This window comes from Butyrivibrio hungatei, from assembly GCF_001858005.1.
GTDB classification, from domain to species: Bacteria; Bacillota; Clostridia; order Lachnospirales; family Lachnospiraceae; genus Butyrivibrio; species Butyrivibrio hungatei.
Map to the genome: position 1 here is coordinate 1,047,809 of NZ_CP017831.1, position 20,062 is coordinate 1,067,870.

Consider the following 20,062-nt stretch of genomic DNA (forward strand, 5'->3'; position numbering starts at 1 on the left):
ACTATCATGAAAAAACCTTTTGAAGTACAAGAGTTTGACACCATCATCGGAAACAAAGAATATGAGCATAACGATAAATATAAGTATATGGATGAGAAGGCTTTTGCTGATCTCAATAGGTTTGTGCGCGAATTTACAGCTAATGAAGACAATGCAGATGTTCTTGATTTCATGAAGGTTGGGCTTAAGCGTAATGTTGGTGATGTTATAACCATTAAGAATTATGTTGGTTTAATTCAAATGAAAAATGGTTATCAGGTTCAGATTTTACCCAAGATATATTTGGGCGAGGCAGATGCAGATAATAAGCGTACTAAAGAAGTTTTTCTGAATATGCTTAAAAGTATGAAAGACTTTCCTGGAAAAGCTTTCAATACCACTAGTTTAAAAGTCGATAGAATGAATCTCTATGAGCTATTCATAAACATGTATCTGCAAGAAGTTAGAAAACTGGTGAAACATGGTCTTAAATCAGCATATGTTAACGTGGAAGAAAATCTGAATTATTATAAAGGAAAGCTTCTGATAAATCAGCACATTAAGTCAAATCTTGCGCATAAAGAACGATTCTATATGGCTCATGACGAGTTTTTGCTTGATAGACCGGAGAACAGAATAGTTAAATCTACTTTGTTGAAACTACAGAGGTTGACAGGAAGTGCCGAAAACAGCAAAGAAATACGGCAGGCCCTTGTGGCATTCGAGTTAGTTGACCCTTCAAAGAATTATTATTCTGACTTTTCAAAGATTACCATAGACAGAAATACCAAGGACTATGGATCTTTGATTCCATGGTCGAGGGTGTTTCTTATGAATAAGAGTTTCTCAACCTTCTCAGGAGAAACAACTTCTCGGGCATTACTTTTTCCTATGGAATCTGTGTATGAAAGCTATGTGGCGATGAAGATGAAAAAGGTATTTGGCCCGGAGGGGTGGCATGTATCAAGCCAAGATAAAGGGAAGTATCTTTTTGAAGAACCTACTAAGAAGTTTAAGCTCCGCCCAGATATAGTAATCAAAAACGGAGATAGAATCGTAGTATTAGATACCAAGTGGAAAAAGCTTGTCCCCGATCCACGTATTAATTATGGAATATCTCAGGCAGATATGTACCAAATGTATGCATATTCAAAGAAATACGATACTTCTGACATTTGGCTTCTTTACCCTTTGAATGCAAATATGAAAGACAAACCTCCTATTCATTACTTGGCGACAGATGTTAGCAGTATCAGAACAAATGTAAATGTATTTTTTGTTGATGTGGCAAATATAGATAAGAGTTTAGAGGAATTAAAGGAGCGAATAGGATAACGAAGAAACCTAACCATTTTTACCTGAATTCACTATTATGTGGAGAATCTTATGAAAAAGTATTCTAAAAGGGAAATATTGGATAAATGTAATGAGTATATAAATCTACATGGTCAACCACTAAAAAACGGAGCATTGTTTTATAAAGAAAGTTTTGTGAATTATAAAGGTGAAGTGAGAGCTAGCAAAGAAGCTGAAGACAGAGAATTCTATACAGAGATAGTAGCTGAATTTCTATTGACCAACCCGGACGTTCTTGATGCTATAGAACAGATAGACAGAAGCAAATACAAAATAGATGGTCATGACGGCAAATATGATCCAAAGAGCAATAGGGTAGAAGAAAAGCTAGCTATGGATATGTTTAATTATTGCAAATCATCTCCGAATCATATGTATGAAGGTTTTGGAAGAATAATCGATTACCAGATTCCGTTAAAGAAATCTAATAATGATGAAGGAGTCGGTAAAATTGATCTACTCTCAAAAAATGATGATACTTTATTCATCCTTGAACTAAAGATACCAGACAGTAAAGAAACTATGCTAAGATGTGCTCTTGAATGCTATACTTATTGGAAAATGGCTAATCACAGCAACCTGATCAGGAGCTATGAATTCGATGATGTAAAGTATGTGAAAGCGGCTCCGCTGGTATACTATGGAGGAATTCAATGGCAGGAAATGCAAGAGAATCGGGTGAATCTTGAACTGCTTATGAAAAAACTCGGAATAGCAGGTCCTTTCTATTATGAAATGAATAGTATTTTTAGTATTAGAGAATAAGCATTATAAATAAAGCAATTTTAGTTTATTGAGCGATGTGCATTAATTTGTACATCGCTTTTGCTATTCTATGACCAACAAATGAAGGAAAACGCGTTTATTGCCTATGTTTAAGAAAGGATAGTGAGAAGATATGGCAGATTATTTTTATGGAGTTATTGGTTATGAGGATATCAAGAAAGAGTTAAATATCATTATTGATATGATGAACAATACTCAAATGTATGAAGATATGGGAGCCTCATTGGAAAAAGGAATTATTCTTGAAGGTAACCCGGGCACTGGTAAAACAACTATGGCCAATTGTTTGATAAAAGCAACAGACAGAAAGTGCTTTGTGTGTAGAAAGAAGGCTTCAGACGGAAAGTTTGTTGATGAAATAGTTAAGACTTTTGAAGAAGCCAAGAAGAATGCACCGTCAATTGTTTTTTTGGATGATATTGATAAGTTTGCTGAAAAAGGCGGTAATGATTTTGATGACAATGATCCAGAAGAGTTCGTTACGATTCAATCTTGTATAGATGAAGTAAAGGATGAGAGCGTATTTATTATAGCTACTGCGAATAAAATACGTAAATTGCCTAAATCGTTATTAAGGCCCGGAAGATTGGGAAAATGCCTGTATGTTAGATTGCCTAAGCCTAATGAATCTGAAAAGATAATAGAACATTATCTTAGTAAAACCAGGATGGGGACTGACTTGGACGCCTTGTCTATATCAAAGTTATTATACGGAGAAACATGCGCAACTCTTGAGAACGTTATTGCAAGGGCGGCATCGAAAGCAGTTTTTAACAGAAAAGAAACAGTAGCTATGGGAGATATTGTTTCGGCTTGCCTTGATCTTGTTTTTGAATCACCAGAATATGACAAGAAACCAAGTGCAGATACGCTTCGAAGGATTGCATATCATGAAGCTGGTCATGCTGTTGTTGGAGAACTATTAATACCTGGAAGTGTGGGAATAGCATCCATAAGAATGTCATCCAGCGATACATTGGGATTTGTTAGATACTGCAGAGAGGACGATGAATGCAATACTCTTGAATATTATGAGAATCTTATAAAAACTTCTCTTGCAGGAAAGGCTGCTACAGAGGTTGTGTATGGGGAAGCAGATCTTGGCGCTAATAAAGATTTACATAGTGCATTTGATAGGGCAATTAAAATTGCAGATGACTTCTGCACATATGGCTTTTCCAACTGGATTGAAGATGATACTACAAGTTTTTCTGGTGAAAACAGGAATAGAACAATGGCGCTCATCATGGAGCAACAGTACCAGGCTACGAAGAAACTTTTGATAGACAATAGAGAAATCCTTGATGCTATGGCTGATGCTTTAATTTCGAAAACCACACTTGTGTATAGTGATATCCAAAAGCTAGTCATGGGTAAAGAATAATCAAAGAATTAAAAGAGTATTAAATGTATAAAATTATGCACATTAATACATGGTGTAAGAATAAAATAGGAGTGTGGGAATGGCGGATAGAATCGATGAACTAATGAAAAGATATAATGCCCTGAAGGAAAAAGTTGTTGACAGGAGAAAAGAGTTTGGCGAGTTGATGGATTTTGTTGAAAATGAGACATCATATATGACTTGCCCTGCGTCAACACATTATCATTTATGCACAGAACATGGCCTTTTAGAGCATAGTATAAATGTGGCCGAGAATCTTCTGAAGATAAAGAACATCCTTGCTCCTGATATTACAGATGAAAGTTGCGTGGTGGTTGCTCTTATGCATGATCTAGGAAAGGCTGGAGTTCCTGGAAAACCGCAGTACTTCAAAAATGCGGATGTGGAAAAGCCATGGCCGCCATACAAATTCAATAAAAATCTAGTGTATATGAGTGTTCCTGTAAGAAGCCTATACCTTATTGGAGCCAAGTTTCCTCTGACCGAGGAAGAGGCTCAGGCTATTGTTTATCATGATGGTCAGTATGTGGAAGATAATAGAAGCGTGGCATCTAGAGAGGAACCGTTAACTCTCTTGCTGCAATATGCTGATAATTGGAGTGGATTTGTTCAGGAGGAAAATGCATAAGTGAGTAATACTTCATTGGGAAAAGGTAAAAAAGGAAGCAAGTTTTGGATGGGAACTGTTCTAGAATATCCGGAACTTGAAAAAGATATCAATGCATTAATAGGACAAGATGTTTCTTGGATTTCTCCACTTCCTAAAGAAAATTATCGCGAATATGAAATAAAGCAGAAGGGAGAGTTGCTTGGCCTTAAGCCAGATGAAATACAGAAATTATTTTCATTCTGGCCATCAAGGCAACCGCAGTGGGATGGAATTGCTGTTGGTAATAATAACCAGACTTTGTTTTTGATTGAGGCAAAGGCACATTTAAAAGAGCTCAATAGCAAATGCATGTCAAAGAATCCAAGTAGTAAAGATAAAATTAGATGTGCTATGAAAACAGTACATGCTACATATTATAAGAAAGCTGATTTTGGCTTATGGATGGAAGAGTATTATCAACTTGCGAATAGGCTAACTTTTTATCATATGATAAAAGATATGATAAAAAGGCAGGAGATAAAGGCTTTTGATGATATAAAACTTGTGCTTCTTAATTTTGCTAATGATTTTACATATAATTCGACAGATATAGTGACGTGGCGCGATTACATGTCATTTGTCTTTGAGAAAATGACGGGTTTCAAAGATACACCAGAGGGTGTGCTTGAATTATTTATTGACGTGGGGAAATATAGCGATGCATTTAAAAAGACAGATGAAGGTAAATGGATATTAAAATGATAGATACATTATCATTCAAACGAGTAGATTGCTTCAAGTGTTAAGAATGTTTATGAAACATTCGAATGAATTGTTGAAAAAGTAAAAGGGTTTGTATATGGGATATGTGGATGAAGTAAGGAATTGCACGTCATTAGAGAAATTATTCGAGTTATGGAAAAATAAAGCTCCTGAAGTTAGGAGCTACGTTATTAAGGGAAAGCAGCATGAAGTAAATATTAACCATAGCAGAAATAGGTTCATTCCAGACGGGATAGTTGATTTTGCTGTTTGGGATGACGATGCGCATAAAAAAATCTTATATGTATTAAAAGAAGCATATACGGATGATTCGGATGGTTTTAATCTCGCTTCGTGGCTATCAGGGGCACCAGATATTCAAATTTGGAATAGGATTGCGCGTTGGACAAATGGATTGCAACACACAACAGCAAAAGAGATTTTTAAGTATGACCATGATCCTTCGGAAGAAGTGTATAAGGAGTGTTTTTCTCAAATAGCAGTACTGAACCTCAAAAAGAGTGGGGGAAATAGTGAATCTGTATATGAAGAGATAGCATCATATGCTGAGGCTGACAGAGAAGAAATTATAAAGGAATTTGAACTTATAGATGCGGATATTATTGTATGTGGATACACCTTTGGAATATTGATGGACAAGGTTTTTAAGGTTGATTATAAAAAGAATTCTAATAACTGGGCGTATTATATGGACTTATGTGGCAGGGAGAGACTTGTCATAGATTACTATCACCCAGCAAACCATTATCCGGATCTTGCAAATTATTATGCAGTTACCAACATTTATCAACAGGCTCTTATAGAGAAAGCAGGTAAATGACATGTATGCTACCGGAAACAAGAAGATGCTTAATATGCTCATCCTTGAGATCCTTAGGCAGTACACTGATGAGAATCATTCTTTGACACAGCAGGAAATCATAAAGCTATTGAAAAAGAATTATGATATGCCATGTGACAGGAGGTCTGTAAAAGCAAATGTTCTGTCTCTTAAGGAACTTGGCTATGAAATTGACATGGAAGATGGATACAGGCTTCTTGATAGAGAATTTGATGATGCAGAACTCCGTATCCTTATTGATAGTGTGCTTTTTTCAAAGTCTATTTCAACGAAACAAGCAAAGGATCTTATTGCCAAACTCCAAGGACTTGCCAGTAATTATTTTAATGCGAAGGTATCACATGTAAGCAACCTGCCTGAGCTAAACAGAACTATTAACAAACAGGCTATGTATGGTTTGGATACGCTTAATGATGCTATTGCTGCAAAGCATCAGGTAAGCTTTATGTACAACGATGTGGGAACGGACTTTAAGCTGCATCCACGCTGGAATATGCATTATATTGTTAATCCATATCAGATTGTGGCTTGTAATGGCAGATTCTATTTGATTGGCAACTATGATAGGTATGACAATGTTTCCCATTTTAGAATCGATAAAATGACTGAAGTTAAGGAATTGGATACCAAAGTTAAGCCAATGAAGCAGGTGGAAGGACTAGAGCATGGGCTTAATCTTCCAAAGCATATGGCTGAGCATGTGTATATGTTCAGCGGCCCCGCTGTTAATGTAAAGATGGAAACAACACCGGAAGTATTCTCGGATATTATAGACTGGTTTGGTACTGACATTAAAATTCTGGAAGAATATGAGGATAAGCTTATTATTCGAGTGTCATGTAATGAAAAGGCTATGAGGTATTGGGCACTACAATATGGACCTTCGGTTGAAATACTGGAGCCGGAATCACTAAGAAATCAGATCATTTCGGATATGAAAGATATGATGAAAAGATATAGTGATTAAAATATTATGTATTAATCCTAAGGAGCTCCGGATCCTTTTTGTGTGCAAAAAAATGTACATCGCTTCTGATATTCTAATTGGTATCAAGAAGCGATGTTTTTTATTTCCCAAGGAAGTACGAGGTTACTCCATGAAAGACGATACAAGAAAAGAAATCATGACAATAATAGAGAATGCTGATAATGGTGATGAAGAAGCAATGCTGACATTCATTGGCATGGCCTCATTGTCTTCAGAGCTGTATAGTAATCCATTCGCTATTAAAAAAAGAAATGAGTACATAGTAAATCTTGTTGAAAATGGGAATCCTGCTGGATTTATTCTTGCAGGAGATGATTATCTAAATGGCGATATTCTTGAGAGAAGTGTTGAAAAGGCTGTTGCATTTTATTATCTTGCGGCTAATAGTGGAGAAACATTTGGATATGAACTAATTGCAAAAATGCATTTGGACGGGGATGGCCTACCTGTGAATTACCAATTGGCTTATGAATTTCTGAAAAAATCTGAAGATAGCAATGCTGGCCAAATGAGATCTGACCTAGGCTATTTCTTTATGGGTGAGATGTTCTATCACGGATTATGTGTGGCAAAAGACTGGGGCAAGGCAAAAGATTATTACATGGAAGTAATGAAAAAGTATTATGGCGGCGATTACTATATGAAAGCTTGTGAGAGGGTAGCAAGTATGAATGCACTCTGATGTAGAACCCAATTGGTTATTTGTAATGTAAAAAAAGCACATTACGTCTGATAAAGAGGTTGTATTTTGTGCGAGGAATATTTGAACTAGGAGGACAATTGCATGTATGGAGCAATTTTAGGAGATATGATTGGAGCGCCATATGAATTTGATCAGGGTGAAAAAACAAAGGATTTTATACTTTTTGATCCAAGAAAATGGGTAAGGTACACAGATGATACAGCGATGACTCTTGCTGTTGCTAAGGGAATAATGAAAGCTGGTGCATGTGCTGATGAATTATCCATGAAAGCAGTATTTGTTGGATGTATGCAGGATATAGGCAACAGATATGCAACCGGAGAATATGGTGGGATGTTTTCGAAGTGGCTGCGCAATCCTGACCCACAGCCCTATGGTAGTTATGGAAATGGTGCTGCAATGAGAGTATCTGCTGTCGGATGGGCTTTCAATTCGTTAGAGAGGACAACTGAAGTAGCAAGATGGTCAGCAGAAGTGTCGCACGATCATCCAGAAGGAATTAAAGGGGCTGAATCAGTAGCATCAGCTATATATCTGGCTAGAACGGGAATGGGTAAGGATGAAATAAGAAAATATATAGAAGAATGCTATGGATATAACTTTTCTCGTACATTAGATGAAATCAGACCAACTTACCATCATGTGGAGAGTTGTCAGGAGACTGTACCGGAGGCTTTAACCGCATTTTTTGAAGGCGTAGATTTTGAGGACGTTATTCGCAATGCAGTTTCTCTTGGGGGAGATTGTGACACGTTGACTTGCATTGCAGGGGCTGTAGGAGAAGCATTTTATGGTGTGCCTGAAGATATGAAAAAGGAATGCATGAGCAGACTTCCGGAGGAATTCCTTGGTATTATGGCTGATTTTGAGCAGTTTATTAAAGAAATATCATGAGGTATTTGAAATGACTGATGCTTAAGAATATGTATCACGAATTCGCTCTTGAAAAACTGTCTGGTTATTATGGAGAACTAACGGAGTAATGACATGTTGGAATTAAAGATTGGCCAGAATAATTGGGAACCACCTGAACTGGATGAAGAAGAGGTAATGAGGCTTGTTACTAAGAAAATGCCTATTACAGAGGAACAGCATGAAAGACTTCTTTTTCTGAGGATTAGGCCATATATTGATACCGTGTATGTAAATTACAAATATAAGGGAGAGCCAGGCGTAGGCTACATGGTGAGATTTGTTTTTAGAGAGGACTATGTTTGGAATGCTGAACAAGAGCAGCTTTTTGCTGAACTATGTATAGATAATTCTGACTGTACATATAAGTATGGCTTCTTTGATGAGATATTCGATTACTATAACGAGCTACATCCAGAGTGGAGACTGAAGAGATACTACACGGATTCTACAAGGCTTCTTGATCATATCTATCATTGCATGAGGAAAAATACGGTAAAGGAACTATTATACAAATGTGGCCTGGATATGTTGGCAAAGCATTCTTCGGATATCGATGATCTAGATTTGTTGGCTTCAAGTCCTTCGGAAGTGTATGGTGATGTGCCGATGAAACTTCTCAGAGCATTGAACTGTGAGACGGGTGGAATGATGCTCTGCCATGAGGAGTATAGGAAAATGCTAAAGGCGCTTGGGAGAACTTATGGAGAGGTTTATTCTCAGCCTCTTAATGATGCACAGTGTGAGTATATAAAGCATCTGTATGATAGAGACCTTACAACTAAAGAAATAGGCAGGATTTACCTGGCGCGTAGAGCTGAATTATCATATATGTGGCATCCAAGACAATTTAGGGATTTCCTATGTAAAGTAAAAGGTGTAGAGGCACTATCAGATTTAGCAAAGATAGATTCTATATATGGTAACTCGCTTAGAGCAGGTGAGGATGATGATGAGATATGTGAGATAAAGTTTTACTTGCTTGATGGCCGGGAGACTTTTGACAGGCGTGTTAGGGTTTCTAACAGGAAAAGAGAATATGATTGGCAGGAACGGAATAATGGATATGTAGTCAGATATCCGCAGACCATAAATGATTTTTGCAGAGAAGCAGCGTATATGAGAAATTGTTTGTTGGGGTATGTTGATGCTTTTGTAACAAATGCTACAACAATCATGTTCATGAGAAAGAATGATGATGTTAACGCTCCATTCATTACGCTTGAAATATATGATGGAGAACTAACACAGGCTTACCACAGATTTAATAATGATTGTACTTCAGAGGAAGCTAATTGGATTAAAGAGTACTGCTTAAGGCATGGAATTGGTTGCGATAAGTTTTTCTTTAATAGGGAAATTGACCTGGCATAGTAGTTGACTATTTCTTCCTTATAAGTGATGTATGGTATACCGCTGCGGCGGACAAATACTATATGTTCAGATAAGGAGGTATCGCAATGAATGCAGAAATGGCACGTCAGATTACGGAGCTGCGACATAAGGGACTTGGGTATAAGTCCATAGCCATAGTTGTAGGAACTTCACGTGAGAACGTCAGGTATTTTTGTAAGACACATGGCCTTGTAGGAGATGTTGAGCAAGTAAAGGCAACCTTCAAAGATGAGAATGTCCCTAGCAGATGCAAATTCTGTGGTAAAAGGATCGAGAGAAATCCTAAGTCCGGAAAGAAGCTCTTTTGCTCGGATGAGTGTCGAAGGGCATGGTGGAAACAACACCCGGAGAAAAGTATGCATTCCCAAGAGGCAACGTACACTTTTGAGTGCGCCTATTGCAAGAGATACTTTTCAGCATATGGGAATAAGTTCAGGAAATACTGCAGTCATGATTGCTATGTCATGGATCGTTTTTGGAAGAATGGCAATTTGAATCATGTGGTGCCCAAGTCGAAGATTAGGGCAGAAATTAAGGATATTGTTTTGGAAGCGTAAACTAAAATGGTTTACAAGTTAAATATGCATGCTGAGATTAGTGGTTGTTGCATTTTTCGCAACAACCATTTTATGAAAACGCTGTTGAAAAACTAACTATATTCGCTATAATAAGCTTAATAGGAGCTCCCACACCTCTCATTGAAGTGTCCAATGGGAGCACATTTTATTTGTTTTGATATATGTTTGATAATACACGTTGTGTAAATAAGAGCGATATGTTATTCTTATACACAACGTGTATTTTGTTTGAAGGAGCATTCTTATGGATGATAAAGCTAAAAAAATAAAAGAACTACGTGAAAGTACTGGCATGAACCGCAAGGAGTTTTGTGAGTATTTTGATATCCCTTATAGAACTGTCACTGAATGGGAACGTGATATGCGCCATGCTCCGGACTATGTAGTAAGGCTTTTGGAGTACTACATAAGAATGGAAAAGCTGTTTAAAAAGGATGAGGACGATAAAACATGCTAAGAATTATCTTTGGTGAAACAGAAGGAGCTATGCATGTACCATCATGGTTCAGATTTAATTACGAAGAGGAGTGGTTTGAGGATCCTCTTGTAGCTGAAATGATGGCTGATGTTGATAAGTCATGTTATAAAGGAAATCAGCTTATCGTAAATGATGAGTTAGGACCTATTCCACCAGAAAGGCTTTCAGAAGGAGTACAAACACTCATTTGTATTTATAAGATGCCTGATCTTATGTATAACGCTACAAAGTGCGGAGAGAATTGTGCCAAGTGGCTTGTTGAGATTGGACGTAGAGAAGATGTTACTGTTAATTTGAGATACTATTTGCCCTTTGATGATTGTGGTGATATAGAAATTGAAATTCTCAATGCGCACAAGAAGGTTTATTCTGCTGAGGAATATATGCATATTGCGCTGAAATATGTTTGATGGCATAAAAAATGCTGAGGGTGGCTATTTCCATTTTGGAAACAACCACTCAGAATAACAATAGTAGCAGTTCGTCAGATAAACTATACAATATATCTGACAACAGAAAAATGTTATTGAAAAAAAAGTAGCTTTTGTTATAATGAAACTAACAGGAGCTCCCACACCTCTCTTTGAAGTGTCCAATGGGAGCACATTTTTATTTTAGGGGTTATTATGCAACTTAAAAAGTCTAAGACTTATAAGGAGCAGGTTGAGATATTAAGAAATAAGGGACTTAAGATTAACGACAGTAGTAATGTTATCTCATTTCTCAATCATGTAAACTATTATAGGTTTTCGGGATATTTTCTTCCGTTTATTTCAAAAACAGACAAATAATTTCATGAAGATACAAGTTTTGAGCAATTAGAGAATATATACTATTTTGACTCTGAATTAAGAAAGTTGATAATGGGAACTATAGATGAAATAGAGATATACTTAAAATCTCAGATTTCATATTACCATTCTCAGAAGTATGATGCAGAAGGCTATACAGATAGTATAAATTATAATAGCAAACATAACCACAATGCCTTTTTACAACGTGTGTCAGTTTGTATAGCTGAAAACCAGCGTACACTTGTTGTAAAGCATCATATGAATAATTATGGAGGGCATTTTCCTATATGGGTATTGATCGAGTATTTTTCTATTGGAATGCTTTCATATTTTTATCGTGATTTACCTAATATAGATAAAGCGACTATTGCACAAAATACATATGGTGTGAATTATCAGGTACTCGATAGTTGGTTTAGATGTCTTACTGATTTACGAAATAAATGTGCCCATTATTCTAGATTGTACTATTGGATATTCACAGCGTTACCTAGGATGCCACAAGGTGAGAAGTATATTCCTACTAGGAGATTATTTGCGCAGCTATATATGCTGAAGCTGATGTATCCGGATCATAAAAAATGGAACGAGGTATTTGTAAAGCCGTTGGCAAAACTAATGAGAAAGTATAAATCAGACATAGTAATGGCACATATTGATTTTCCATATAAATGGAAATCGATGTTGATGTATAAATAGTTGTCCGCTATTTCTTGACCCCTTCATCACAAACTATGTAAAAAGGGGTAAATATATCTGGCGCCTTATCCTCCGCAGTATGTTTAAATTATCAGCGGTAGTACCGCATGTTGAAACAGTCGTTCTCTTAACGAAGACGACTGTAAAGGAAGGCTGAGTTTAGAGGCGACTGTTGTTCTAGCAAGCACGAAGTGCGAGAGCAGAACTTCCTTGTGAAATAGTGGTGGGACAAAACTAAATATCTATGGCATAACGGCGCGGTTTGTAGCTGACAAGAAAGTTTGGACAGCTGATCAAATCGGGCCGTTTTTTTGAAGTGGTCGTCCAAGGGAATTGGTCTACTTGATTTAAATGATTTCTTTGGGAGCGTTTTTTAGCGAAGGTCATGTAACATGGAGCGGACTGCTCGTTCTTTTTAAAGTATTCGGATATGAACACTTTATTTTTGGGGGTTGGAATTAAGTCTTTGAGCATAAGCCAATAAACGTTTCTGTGTTGCAGAATTGTAAGTTGAAAGGGTTTCTATTAGTTCAAATAATTCAGGAGCTTCTTTTTTACTGATCATGATAAAATCAGGTTTCATGTCTTCGGATTCACCTGTTAAATAAGCTACGGAAGTACCTAAAACTCTTGCTATTACTTCGACAGTCTGAGGCGAAGGTGTTCTGTCACCATATTCGTATCTGCAATATCCAATCTTAGAAAGATTCAGTCTTCTGGCAGCTTCTGCCATAGATATTCCAAGGCTTTCTCTTGCTGATTTTAATCGTTCAGGTATAAGTTGATTTGTCATATTTGTATCCTCTTAGTTATTGACGGTAACCAATGGATAATATATAATAGTATCCATTGGTTAGTATAGCGTATCTTGTTATGTTAGGCAAATTTTCTGTGGCCCATAGAGCTGGGGGGAATTGATGCGAAAAATAGAGCTTTTTAAGACTAGAGTAGTAAATGATAATAAAGTATATTTATTGGCTTCTGATGTTAGGAAAGCTTTTGGATATGACAATATAGAACAGTTGAAAAGGGAACATCCTGATATTGTTAAGAAGAAAAGTGGATTGCCAGAAATAGTGTTGGAAAGTGACTTCAATGCGTTAATGTCGACTAATGTTTCCTTAGCTGAGAATCTAAAGCATCTTGAGCTCACTCGTGTTGAGACACTCAGAACTAACACAGAATCCTTAAAGTCTCTTTATCCGCTTAAGTTCTTATTTGCAGGGAATATGTTTAAAATGGAGGCGATAAAAGCTGGCTTTCAAAGTGTGGATGAATATATTGAAAAAGTGGATTATGTGAAAGAGATAGAATCCGAAAAGCAAAAACTGCTTTCAAAGAGAGATTTACTTGACTATATAAATGACAGCAGAGAAGAAATAAAAGAACGTATTGATTTTGATATTCTTAAAAAGTATGGACTTTCAATACAGCATTACATTCATATAAAAGAGTGTGTTCCGCATTTGGAAAGCTTTATTGTAGGTCCAGGTATTTTTTTCTCTGTATATGATTCCGACTATGAATTTGAAAACTTGAAAATTTACAATCAAGATCTGATTATTCCGACATATGAATACCAAAAAGGAGATATTATTGAGAACTATGGGCATGACCCGAGCATGAGGGATTATAGTAAATATAGTACTTTAGAAAATATTATTTATATTTTAAAGAATAAAGAAATAGAAGATGCAGGTGTTGATCTATTGTGCTGTCACGTACCAGGAATAGATTTTTATATATCACAAACAGAAGTAATAAAGCTTCTTAATCCAAATATGTATAGAGATGTGATTTTGATTGAGGGTGACATACCTTTTGATAGCATAAAATATATTACTGGTAGTGAATTTGATAATTAAAAAAACTGCTTAATATTTTTATCATAATTTTAAAACATGGTCTTAATAGAGTATATGTGCATTTAATTGACTTTTGAGATGCTGATGCTATAATACAATTAATCGGGAGAGCTCCTGCCATATAAGTGGAGAAGTTTAAACTCGGGTGAGTCCCTACCATATAAGTGGGAAAGCTTAAACTCTAAGAGGACTGTTGTTGCAGTCCTCTTATTTTTGTGGGGTAATATGGACAATTTTAAGATCTATAGTGTGACGGATGAGTATATAGATTATTTGAGAATAATAGAACCAAACGTATATTCAAATAAAGTGGAGAATAGGATTCATACAAGAAAAGTATAAACAAAAAACTGCTAATGAAGAAGTTGGCTACGTTAAAACTGCTTTGGATTTTAAAAAGCTGGAAGAGATATGTAAAGATTATGAAAAGTATTTAGAGAGGGATGTATATGATAGTTCTAGTAATACCTGACATTCACTTGAAAAGTTGGATTTTTGATAGAGCAGAAGAGATAATGCGCAGAGGAAAAGCTGATAGAGCAGTGTGCTTAATGGATATCCCTGATGATTGGGACATGGAGCTTGATATTGCGCACTATAGAAATACATTTGACCGGGCAATCAGATTTGCAAAAGAGTATCCCGATACCCTGTGGTGCTACGGCAATCATGACGTTAGCTATCCGTGGGGCAAGCTCGAAACAGGTTATTCTCCGTATTCGGAGCGAACAGTTATATCCAAACTGGAGGAGCTGACTAATGCGCTGCCAGATCCTTCACAGATAGCTATTATCCATAGGATTGATAATGTCCTTTTTTGCCATGGTGGGCTGACAGAAGACTTTGTGAGCTACTTGAATGAAGAACTAATTGATGCTGATATAGATGAGATTTTATCTGTTATAAATGAAGCCTCACCAAAATATCTTTGGAATGATCAATCTCCACTCTGGTTCAGACCACAGCACAGGAATGTTGACGCTTTTAGAAAAGAGACATTTATGCAGGTTGTAGGGCATACTCCAGTTGATAAGATCTATGAGGAAAATGGATTTATCTCAACGGATGTATTTTCTACTTATCGAGACGGACGGCAAATCGGTGAATCTGCGATGGTAGTGATTGATTCGGTATCGAGGGAGTTTGAGAAGATAGAAGTTTAAAGAGGTGTCAATGATATATTTTACAAGTGATTTACATCTAGGGCATAGAGGCATCATAACCATGCAGAACAGGAACGAAGGTGTGCTCAGGTATGATGTCGGAGTGGATGCAAATAACTTTTATCCTGTGTCGGTGAAACAGATTATTGAGTTCTTTGAAATGCCACGATAATCATGTAGTAATCGTGACAATACGTCTGATAAATTATATAATCTATCTGACGAAAGGAATTCATGATGAGAGATAAATTTCAGACTGAAATAGAAAAAAGAATAGAAAGTTTTGATCCAAGGTATGCTTTTTCTGCAGTAGACTTTAGTGATATGGCTGGAACTGATCCGATAAATAAGGCATTATCAAGGCTTTGCGAAGCTGGAACAATACGAAGAGTACTTAAGGGGATATATGATAAGCCTTCATACAGCGAGTTTTTAGGAGAGTACCTTCCACCAAATATTGAGAAGGTTGTAGAGGCTATTGCTCGGAAGTATAATTGGACGGTTGCGCCTTCAGGAGAAATTGCACTTAATAAATTGCATTTATCAACACAGGTACCTGTTAATTATAGCTATGTCAGCGATGGCCCATATCGAAAGTACAAGATTGGAAATTATCTGGTTGAGTTTAAGCATTGCGCCAATAAGGAAATATCCGGCAAAAGTTACATTACGATTATAGTTATTCAAGCAATTAAGAGTATTGGAAAAGATAGAATTCAGCCTAAAGACATAAGTATATTATCAGATTTGCTACCGGAAGAGGAAAAGAAAAAAATACTTCGTGAGGCAATGACTACTACACCGTGGATATATGGAGTTATAAAAGAGGTATGTAAAAAGTGACAACTATTGCTGATTTTTTTATGAAATAAATATAAGGTTAATTGAAATAACAAAGAAAGTGAGATACAATGAAACCAAGAAACAAAGAAATTTGTTTTTGGACTGTTTCGGTTAGGAGGTTCGTAATGATAGCTGAAATGAATAAAAAGATTATAAGCATTTCGTCAAAAAGACAGCTAACTATCCCAGGAGCTTTTTATGCAAAACTTGGGTTTGAAGATAAAGCAGAATGTATCATAAGGGATAATGAGTTGGTTATACGCCCGGCTAGAATTGATTCTAATGGTGAATTTGCAGAAGAGATTCTTTCTGATCTTATAAAGGAAGGATATTCTGGACAAGCTCTACTTAAGGAATTCAAGAATAGACAGGCAAAAGTAAGACCAGCAGTTAAGAAAATGCTTGATGACGCTCATAAGATGGCAACCGGAGAGCTTGAGTCAATGTCATATGATGATGTCTTCGGTGAGGAGGAATGATTAGTGGCAAAACTTATTATTTCTCCTGCAGCAGGTAAATATCTTAAAAAGATTAAGGATAAAAATCTTAAGGGGTTGTTTAAAGATGTAATTGATGAGATTGTTGAAGATCCATCCATAGGAGATGCAAAAGTAGGTGATCTGGAAGGAGTGTCTACCTACGATTTCAGGTATAACAAGACTGATTACAGAGTGGCTTATACAGTGGAATATGTAAAAGATGAAACTGTAGTAGTGATTTTGGCAGGAACACACGAGAATTTTTACAAAGAATTAAAGAAGTATTGGAATTAAGAATAAGTATAGACGTGAGTGGAATTATGCAAGTCTACTTGCACAATTGCCTCGAATTCGAGGCAATTAATGGTGATGAATATAGTAAAAAGCAAAGAACATAAGTAATACGAGCAACTATTTCCAAAATGGAAATGGTTTAAAGGTAGCAGTTGTTGCCAAAAATGCAGCAGCTGCTTCTTATTGCATTATAGGGGAACATAAATCCCTACGCACTGCATAAATCTTTAATGCAAATGCAGACAGGTTCTGATTTTAGCACATACTGAGGGTTAGAATACATCTGAATGTACAAAGGAAGATGTAGCATATACAGTAAATATCAGAAAAATGTATTTACCTAGTATTTTTAACACCCATAATTTCTATGTTCCTCAATGGGGTATACAGTATTACTCCGTATATGTACATGCAAACATAGATGATTACGCATGTTGAGACCATTGTTCTTCTCACAAAGTGCTGATGCACTTTGCGAGAAGATTACAACGGTCCATGCGATAGATGTCCAAGAATCGGAGCCGAAGGCGAACGATTCTTGGAAACATCGAACCGCTGAAACAGTCGTTCTCTTAACGAGAACGATCTGAAAGGGCGTTAGAGTTTAGAGACGACTGTTGTTCTGGCGAGCACGAAGTGCGAGAGCAGAACTTCCTTGTGAAATAGTGGTGGGACGAAACGGTGCGTTTAGTCTGAGAATTCTTTTTTTCTATATATCAAGACGTATTTCGAATATGGGTCTCTTGTGTTCATATGATGATCAACACATTATATGAAAGACAGGTGAAAAAATGTCTCATATGACATTAGATGATCGTGTTTATATTCAGGAAGGTTTTGATAATAATCTTAATCCTAATCTGATATCTAGAAAGATAGGAAAATCCCATTCAACTGTCTTGAATAAAACTTTTGGATGTTTCGTTAAGTAATTTTCATTCCAATCTTAAGGTTTCTGAGCATACCCTTGCCATATATTCAGGAGATTCTTTCATACCGTTTTTTATCCATGTCAGCGATACTTCCCATAAGCCGGCAGCAATACCTCTGGCAATATATTCATGTTGGGAAGCGTATTCGCTGTCTGAGGCAATACGCAAGGCATTATAGAACATATCCGTAAAAGAGATATTTGAATTACGGATAAGTACACACATGTCTTTATCGGAGTGCAGCCTTGAAAACACCTTTAAAAACCACTCATACGTGTTACTTTTATGCAACACTCCTGTCAAAGAAGCGCTGAGCTCGTCAGTTATGTTTTTTGTAATGTCCTGAATGATAGCCTCTTTTGAAGGATAATTTCTGTAGACAGAAGCTCTTGAAGCTCCTGATTTTTTTATTATCATGGTCATATTTATATCTTTGTACGGATGCTCTTTCATCAATCCGATCAGCGCATCACAGATGCATTCTTTAGTAATTCTGTTGGACTCCTTATTTGACATTCTTCGTATATTTCTTTTTTCAAGCTCTGTGGACATTTTGGCCTCCATTTGTATTGTCACGACATTTCGTAAAATTGTGTATCAAATACGCACAACATATTGCTTGACATTTGTATAGATGATATAAATGTATTATCAGACAGATGTTTTGTCAATATACATAAAAATACTGGGGGGACGATATGAACACATTTACAAATATTTCACATGCAGCGCAAAGACAAGCTTTTAGTGTCCTGATAGACAAATTCCTTGGCCATCTTGATAAGACTGATGACCGCACCAAAACATACTTAAAGTTCGTTGATGAAGCAGAACGCTTTTGGGGAAAGAAGGCTGCTGATCCTGAAAAACTGGAAGCTGTTAGACGTGCATTTAAGGATCCGGATAACCGCTGGGTAAACTTTATAAACAGAGTATTGGATGAAACTGATCCGCATGTAGCCAAAATGACCATGCTCAATCTGGGGTACGAGGCTTTCTTCAGGGGAACAAAGACTATACGGAAGAACAGGGAAAAATACGGCTGTAACATACCATGGCTTATACTTTTTGATCCTACTTCTGCCTGCAATATGCACTGTAAAGGATGCTGGTCAGGCACTTATGGACCAAAGAACAATTTGTCTTTTGCCGATATGGATAAGATAGTAACTCAGGGAAAAGAGCTGGGCGTGTATCTCTATATGATGACAGGTGGAGAGCCCCTTGTCAGGAAGGCAGATATACTTAAGCTTGCAGAAAAGCATAATGATGTGCAGTTCGGAATATATAGTAATTCAACTCTTGTGGATGATGATTTTTGTAAAGAGGTTGTACGGCTTGGAAATATTACATTCATGCTTTCCATAGAGGGGACACCTGAAACTAATGATGCAAGAAGAGGAAGCGGTCATTATGATGCAGTGATGAATGCAATGTCTCTTTTCAAAAAATACGGGATTCTCTTTGGTACATCTATTTGCTATACAAGAAATAATATTGAAGCCGTGACAAATCCTGAATTTATAAAGTATATTGCAGAAAAAGGCGCGAGATTTGGCTTTTTCTTCCACTATATGCCGGTTGGAAATAATGCGGTACCGGAGCTGATGCCTACCGTAGAGCAGAGAAAGCTGATGATAGAACGTATCAGATGGATTCGCTCAAACGAATGTGATACAGGCTTCTTTCCGATGGATTTTCAGAATGACGGAGAAGCTGTAGGTGGATGTATTGCAGGTGGAAGGAATTATTTCCATATTAACTCAAGCGGAGATGCAGAACCTTGCGTTTTCATCCATTTTTCAAACACTAATATACATGACAATTCTATTTTGGAAATGCTAAAGAGTCCGCTTTTCATGGAATATCATAAGGGACAGCCCTTTAATAAAAATCACTTAAGACCGTGTCCGATGCTCGAAAATCCAAAACTTCTAAGGGAGATGGTGGAAAGATCAAAAGCACATGGCACAAATGAAGAATCGGAGGAGAGTGTAGAGCATTTATGTGCAAAGTGTGATGACTATGCTCTCAAGTGGGCACCTGTTGCCGATGAGATTTGGAAATCGCAGCCACATCAAAAAAAGAAGTATGAAAATTATGCACCGGCTAAAAGGATAGAAAATGATAATCTTAAGAGATTTGAAGAGAAGAAAACAGGCCTTGCCAAAGATTTCAAAAAACATGCATGATTATAGAA

General features: G+C 36.7%; 23 protein-coding genes and 1 pseudogene. 22 read left to right on the top strand and 2 right to left on the bottom strand.

Annotation, left to right across the window (positions count from 1 at the left end):
• Positions 1-6: 6 nt before the first annotated feature.
• From bhn_RS05085 to bhn_RS05150, 15 genes and pseudogenes are all read left to right on the top strand, one after another.
• Positions 7-1,314, top strand: a complete 1,308-nt coding sequence (locus tag bhn_RS05085; RefSeq protein WP_071175670.1) for an McrC family protein — start codon at positions 7-9, stop codon at positions 1,312-1,314.
• Between the two features lie 51 nt (positions 1,315-1,365).
• Positions 1,366-2,100, top strand: coding sequence for a hypothetical protein (locus bhn_RS05090; RefSeq protein WP_071175671.1), 735 nt, complete (start codon positions 1,366-1,368; stop codon positions 2,098-2,100).
• A 133-nt stretch (positions 2,101-2,233) separates the two neighbouring features.
• Positions 2,234-3,505, top strand: coding sequence for an AAA family ATPase (locus bhn_RS05095; RefSeq protein ID WP_071175672.1), 1,272 nt, complete (start codon positions 2,234-2,236; stop codon positions 3,503-3,505).
• 79 nt (positions 3,506-3,584) lie between these two features.
• A complete protein-coding gene (locus tag bhn_RS05100) occupies positions 3,585-4,154 on the top strand; it encodes an HD domain-containing protein (protein ID WP_071175673.1) in 570 nt (189 codons plus the stop codon).
• Complete coding sequence (locus tag bhn_RS05105) at positions 4,155-4,877, top strand: hypothetical protein (RefSeq protein ID WP_071175674.1); 723 nt, start codon at positions 4,155-4,157, stop codon at positions 4,875-4,877. It abuts the gene before it with no gap.
• 97 nt (positions 4,878-4,974) lie between these two features.
• Positions 4,975-5,718 (top strand): hypothetical protein, encoded by a 744-nt coding sequence (locus bhn_RS05110; RefSeq protein WP_071175675.1) that lies wholly within the window; start codon positions 4,975-4,977, stop codon positions 5,716-5,718.
• A gap of 1 nt (position 5,719) precedes the next feature.
• Positions 5,720-6,706 carry a helix-turn-helix transcriptional regulator gene (locus tag bhn_RS05115; protein WP_071175676.1) on the top strand — a complete coding sequence of 329 codons (987 nt, stop codon included), beginning with the start codon at positions 5,720-5,722 and terminating at the stop codon, positions 6,704-6,706.
• Between the two features lie 130 nt (positions 6,707-6,836).
• Entirely contained in the window at positions 6,837-7,409 is a 573-nt protein-coding gene (locus bhn_RS05120; protein ID WP_071175677.1) for a tetratricopeptide repeat protein, read from the top strand.
• 102 nt (positions 7,410-7,511) lie between these two features.
• Positions 7,512-8,324 carry an ADP-ribosylglycohydrolase family protein gene (locus bhn_RS05125; RefSeq protein ID WP_071175678.1) on the top strand — a complete coding sequence of 271 codons (813 nt, stop codon included), beginning with the start codon at positions 7,512-7,514 and terminating at the stop codon, positions 8,322-8,324.
• 93 nt (positions 8,325-8,417) lie between these two features.
• Entirely contained in the window at positions 8,418-9,716 is a 1,299-nt protein-coding gene (locus tag bhn_RS05130) for a PcfJ domain-containing protein (RefSeq protein ID WP_071175679.1), read from the top strand.
• Positions 9,717-9,802: 86 nt separating this feature from the next.
• Positions 9,803-10,294: a hypothetical protein gene (locus tag bhn_RS05135; RefSeq protein WP_071175680.1), complete on the top strand. Its 492-nt coding sequence runs from the start codon at positions 9,803-9,805 to the stop codon at positions 10,292-10,294.
• Positions 10,295-10,559: 265 nt separating this feature from the next.
• Complete coding sequence (locus bhn_RS05140; protein ID WP_026527516.1) at positions 10,560-10,772, top strand: helix-turn-helix domain-containing protein; 213 nt, start codon at positions 10,560-10,562, stop codon at positions 10,770-10,772.
• Positions 10,766-11,203, top strand: coding sequence for a DUF4869 domain-containing protein (locus bhn_RS05145; protein WP_071175681.1), 438 nt, complete (start codon positions 10,766-10,768; stop codon positions 11,201-11,203). The genes bhn_RS05140 and bhn_RS05145 overlap by 7 nt, the downstream gene beginning before the upstream one ends.
• Positions 11,204-11,419: 216 nt before the next feature.
• Positions 11,420-11,584, top strand: coding sequence for a hypothetical protein (locus tag bhn_RS15690; RefSeq protein ID WP_161487298.1), 165 nt, complete (start codon positions 11,420-11,422; stop codon positions 11,582-11,584).
• Positions 11,585-11,596: 12 nt separating this feature from the next.
• A pseudogene (locus tag bhn_RS05150) lies at positions 11,597-12,286 on the top strand (Abi family protein); the annotation flags it as partial.
• A 439-nt stretch (positions 12,287-12,725) separates the two neighbouring features.
• On the opposite strand, the gene bhn_RS05155 reads toward bhn_RS05150, so the two are convergent.
• A complete protein-coding gene (locus bhn_RS05155) occupies positions 12,726-13,079 on the bottom strand; it encodes a helix-turn-helix domain-containing protein (protein ID WP_071175682.1) in 354 nt (117 codons plus the stop codon).
• Positions 13,080-13,203: 124 nt separating this feature from the next.
• On the opposite strand from bhn_RS05155, the gene bhn_RS05160 reads away from it, so the two are divergent.
• The 6 genes from bhn_RS05160 (at position 13,204) to bhn_RS16130 (ending at position 17,862) form a co-directional block, all read left to right on the top strand.
• Positions 13,204-14,151 carry a hypothetical protein gene (locus tag bhn_RS05160; RefSeq protein ID WP_071175683.1) on the top strand — a complete coding sequence of 316 codons (948 nt, stop codon included), beginning with the start codon at positions 13,204-13,206 and terminating at the stop codon, positions 14,149-14,151.
• Between the two features lie 449 nt (positions 14,152-14,600).
• Entirely contained in the window at positions 14,601-15,314 is a 714-nt protein-coding gene (locus bhn_RS05165; RefSeq protein ID WP_071175684.1) for a metallophosphoesterase family protein, read from the top strand.
• Between the two features lie 234 nt (positions 15,315-15,548).
• A complete protein-coding gene (locus bhn_RS05170) occupies positions 15,549-16,157 on the top strand; it encodes a DUF6088 family protein (protein ID WP_148661919.1) in 609 nt (202 codons plus the stop codon).
• Positions 16,158-16,282: 125 nt separating this feature from the next.
• Positions 16,283-16,636, top strand: coding sequence for an AbrB/MazE/SpoVT family DNA-binding domain-containing protein (locus tag bhn_RS05175; RefSeq protein WP_035783510.1), 354 nt, complete (start codon positions 16,283-16,285; stop codon positions 16,634-16,636).
• Between the two features lie 3 nt (positions 16,637-16,639).
• Positions 16,640-16,930: a type II toxin-antitoxin system RelE/ParE family toxin gene (locus tag bhn_RS05180; protein WP_071175686.1), complete on the top strand. Its 291-nt coding sequence runs from the start codon at positions 16,640-16,642 to the stop codon at positions 16,928-16,930.
• A gap of 800 nt (positions 16,931-17,730) precedes the next feature.
• Positions 17,731-17,862, top strand: a complete 132-nt coding sequence (locus tag bhn_RS16130; protein ID WP_161487299.1) for a helix-turn-helix domain-containing protein — start codon at positions 17,731-17,733, stop codon at positions 17,860-17,862.
• 3 nt (positions 17,863-17,865) lie between these two features.
• Here bhn_RS16130 and bhn_RS05185 read toward each other — a convergent pair whose 3' ends face one another.
• On the bottom strand, positions 17,866-18,414 hold the full coding sequence (locus tag bhn_RS05185; protein ID WP_071175687.1) for a TetR/AcrR family transcriptional regulator: 549 nt from the start codon (positions 18,412-18,414) through the stop codon (positions 17,866-17,868).
• A gap of 146 nt (positions 18,415-18,560) precedes the next feature.
• Here bhn_RS05185 and bhn_RS05190 point away from each other — a divergent pair, with 146 nt between their 5' ends.
• A complete protein-coding gene (locus bhn_RS05190; RefSeq protein WP_071175688.1) occupies positions 18,561-20,054 on the top strand; it encodes a radical SAM protein in 1,494 nt (497 codons plus the stop codon).
• The last annotated feature ends 8 nt before the right edge of the window (positions 20,055-20,062 follow it).